3 protein-coding genes are annotated in these 3,950 nt (G+C 40.1%); all 3 read left to right on the top strand.

Annotated elements, in window-relative coordinates:
- The coding region (locus AC1DRF_RS18670; RefSeq protein WP_477741370.1) for a YhgE/Pip domain-containing protein at positions 1-2,038 on the top strand (2,038 nt) is incomplete at its 5' end.
- Positions 2,039-2,102: 64 nt separating this feature from the next.
- Complete coding sequence (locus AC1DRF_RS18665; protein WP_014460184.1) at positions 2,103-2,480, top strand: PH domain-containing protein; 378 nt, start codon at positions 2,103-2,105, stop codon at positions 2,478-2,480.
- A gap of 230 nt (positions 2,481-2,710) precedes the next feature.
- A partial coding sequence (locus AC1DRF_RS18660) for an MFS transporter (protein WP_477741369.1) occupies positions 2,711-3,950 on the top strand: 1,240 nt, incomplete at its 3' end.

The following is a 3,950-nucleotide window of genomic DNA, read 5'->3' as shown; positions in this document are numbered from 1 at the left end:
GTTTAATATAAAAGCATCTTGGGACCCATACGGGCGGACTGAAGGTATTGCCATTGCAGTAACGAGCGAAGATGAAGGTTCTACGATAAGAGGTCAGCACGTGAACGTGGGAAAAGATATTATTACAACGTTAAAAAAAAATAAAACGCTTGGATGGACGTTTGTCTCAAAAGAAAAAGCTGATCACGGAGTAAAGCACGGTGACTATTATGCAAGTATTATTATTCCAAAAGATTTTTCACAAAAGCTTGGTACCGTTCTTCAAGATCGTTTGGAAAAACCAGTCATTATTTATAAAGTGAACGAAAAAATAAACGCAGTGGCGCCTAAAATTACAAGTAAAGGAGCCAGCAGCTTAACACAACAGATCAGTGAAAAATTCGTCAAAACAGCGAATGGAGCCATTTTTTCAGTGTTTAACGAACTAGGTATTACACTGCAGCGAAATTTGCCGACCATTCAACAAGTTGAACAACGGATTTTTGAACTTGAAAATCGTCTTCCTGAAATCAAAAAAGTAATTAATGAAGCGAATGACACCACTCAAAAAGCTGGAGCCATTGTATCAAAAGCTCAGGCCGCTCTTCCTGAAGTAGAGAGACTAACAGCTGACGGCGCACAGATGACTCAGCAGCTAAACACTTTTTTAACTAAAAGCGATGAAATTTTAAAAAACGCCGAGCCAACAATCAACGAAACGCTGCAGCGGGTTCAGCAACGAGCTCTCCGAGTTCAAGAATTGAAGAATCAGCTGATGGAAAAAGATATAGCACCGGMTGAAGTCAGCGCAGCAGCGGAACAGCTAAAAGGGCAGTTAACAAAACAAATTGCTGACACAGGAGAGATTCTTACACTTCTTACAGATTTAAATGCGTTATCTCAACAAAAAGTTCTTTCACCTGTTATTAATGACATAAAAGATGTAAATACGCTTTTACAGCAGCAACTTTCGGATGTAAACAGTCTGCAGCAACAAACAAAGAATGGGGATGTTCCCAATCAAAGCGTACTTGATAGGTTCAGCTCTCGCACCGATCGAGCTGTTTCTAGATTAAATGCGTTAACGAACTCATATTCTTCTACGATTGTGCCTGCTGTTGAACAAGCAATCAAAGAAGCGAAAGATAAAACGGCAAGCGCAAACTCACTGCTTGATGAAGCTAACAAAAGCATACCGGATGTTTCTAACGTTCTGTCTAAAACAGCCAGTGGCATTTTGCTTGGACAGCAGGAGCTTGGGAAAATAGCAAAAGACTTTCCGCGAATTGAACAAAACGTGCACAATATAGCAGATAAAATACGAGAATTTCAGCAAAAAGAAAATATTGAAGATATTATTAATTTGCTAAAGAATGATGTGCAAAAAGAAAGTGACTTTTTTGCTAAGCCGGTTCTTTTAAAAGAAGAAAGACTTTACCCGATTCCGAACTACGGCTCAGCTATGTCGCCGTTTTATACAACGCTTTGCTTGTGGGTCGGAGCTTTGCTGTTAGTTTCGATTTTAAGCGTAGAAGTAGCGGATGAAGAACGATTCAAAAGCTATGAAGTCTATCTTGGAAGACTTTTAACGTTTTTGTCTATTGCTCTCGTGCAAGCTTTTATTGTGACGCTAGGGGATTTATTTTTAATCAAAACGTATGTCGTAGATAAAGTGCCTTTTATCTTTTTAGGCTTGCTGTGCAGCTTCGTATTTATGACGATTGTTTATACGCTTGTTGCGATATTTGGCAATGCAGGAAAAGCGATGGCGATTGTTTTACTTGTGCTTCAGCTTTCTGCTGCAGGCGGTACATTTCCGATTCAAGTCGTGCCTGCTTTTTTTCAAGCAATCAATCCGTTTTTACCATTTACGTATGCAATAAGCATGATGAGAGAAGTGGTAGGAGGCATGTTAGCGGATATTGTCAGAAAAGACGTTACGGTTCTTCTTTGCATTTGGCTTGGCGTGCTACTCGTTGGCATTTTTCTTCATAAGCCTCTTAGTAAAACGAGCGCAAAATTAACAAAAAAAGCGCGTGAAAGTAAATTAATTCATTAAAAAAACGTTTTGGGTTTCCAGACAGAACAAAATGCGGTAGTGTAGATATAAAGGAGTGATCAGTATGGGTATATTAGATGGACTATTAGGAAATGCATCAGAAGCAGATATAAGAGGAACTGAAAAAGACTTACAAAATATTTTAATTGCCAACGAGCGAGTGGAACAAGCATATAAAGTCATTCGCGATTTAATGGTGTTTACGACGAAACGCTTAATTATCGTTGATAAGCAAGGAGTGACAGGAAAGAAAACAGATTATCATTCCATTCCTTATAAGACGATTACCCATTTTAGCGTAGAAACGGCTGGAACATTTGATTTAGATGCGGAATTAAATATTTGGGTATCGGGTTCTAGTGCACCGATCTCAAAAGAGTTTCGTAAAGATAAAAGCATTTACGACGTGCAAAAAGTATTAGCATCTTATGTACTGGATTAAAAAGTTGAGCCATGAAAAACTGGCTCAGCTTTTTTTATATGTGTGTAAAACGAGAGAGGGTACTATCTTCATTCTCGTATGCAGCTGTTTGAAAATAAGCAGGCTGTTGTCTCGCCATATTTGTTCACTTTACTCATTACCGAAATGCATGAGAACGATTTACATAATGAATTATACAGAATAAAAAAACCGTGATATGCTTTTTTTAGAGAAAAAGGAAGTGACCAACTGTGAGTTATACCGTAATTGGAACATCAGCTTTTCGCAAAACAAATGTTGCGCTTTTTGCAGCTGGCTTCAACACATTTTCGATTTTATATTGTACACAGGCCATTTTACCTGAATTTTCTAGAGAATTCGGGATATCTCCGGCGTTTGCCAGCTTGTCTCTTTCGTTAACAACCATCACGCTAGCCGTTAGCATGCTTTTTTTAGGTTCTTTATCAGAAGTGTGGGGACGGAAGAAACTGATGGGCCTATCGTTAATTTTTGCGTCATTGCTATGCATCATGACAGCATTTAGCTCTACCTTTGAAACACTATTAGTATTTCGCGTCATTCAAGGAATCGTTTTAGCAGGGCTGCCTTCTGTGGCCATGGCTTACTTAGGAGAAGAAATTGAACCAGGGAGTTTAGGAAAAGCGATGGGGATTTATATAAGTGGAAACGCCTTTGGAGGCGTAGCGGGAAGGCTTATGACAGGGGTACTCACGGAATATTTCAACTGGTCCGTAGCTCTTGATGTTGTAAGCGTAATCAGTTTACTGGCCACCTTTGTTTTTTTTATGAACTTGCCAGATTCACAAAACTTCACTTCGCGATCCTTTGAACTTCGTCAGCTTACTGGCTCTCTTCGCAGTCATCTTAAAGATAAAGGGATGCTTTGCCTTTTTGCTATTGGTTTTGCGCTGCTTGGAAGTAACGTAGCATTATACAATTATATTGGATACGCTTTATCCTCACCTCCGTATTCTTGGAATCATACGCTTGTAAGTTTTATTTTTGTTATTTTTTTTGTGGGAGTATTCAGCTCAGTCTGGATGGGGACGCTGGCGGATCGATATGGCCGGAAAAAAGTGCTGTTATGTACGATTGCTGTTACGCTTATAGGTTCAATTGTTACGCTGCATCCGGTTTTATGGATAAAAATTACCGGGCTTTTGCTGCTGACTTTTGGCTTTTTTGGAAGTCACTCCATCGCAAGCAGCTGGGTGGGAAGAAGAGCCACCCATGACAAAGCTCAGGCTTCGTCTTTGTATTTGTTTTTTTACTATGCAGGATCAAGCGTTGGAGGGACGGTGGCGGGCTTGTGCTGGAGTGCGTACGGCTGGAAAGGTGTTATTGGAAGAGCCACCCATGACAAAGCTCAGGCTTCGTCTTTGTATTTGTTTTTTTACTATGCAGGATCAAGCGTTGGAGGGACGGTGGCGGGCTTGTGCTGGAGTGCGTACGGCTGGAAAGGTGTTATTG

It is taken from the genome of Priestia sp. P5_B4 (assembly GCF_056400385.1).
The sequence above is the reverse complement of the archived record's forward strand: the minus strand, read 5'-3'. Positions and strand labels throughout refer to the sequence as shown.

Excerpts from the sequence above, each read along its gene's own strand:
- AC1DRF_RS18665 (WP_014460184.1), top strand. The coding sequence starts at position 2,103 with ATGGGTATATTAGATGGACTATTAGGAAATGCATCAGAAGCAGATATA.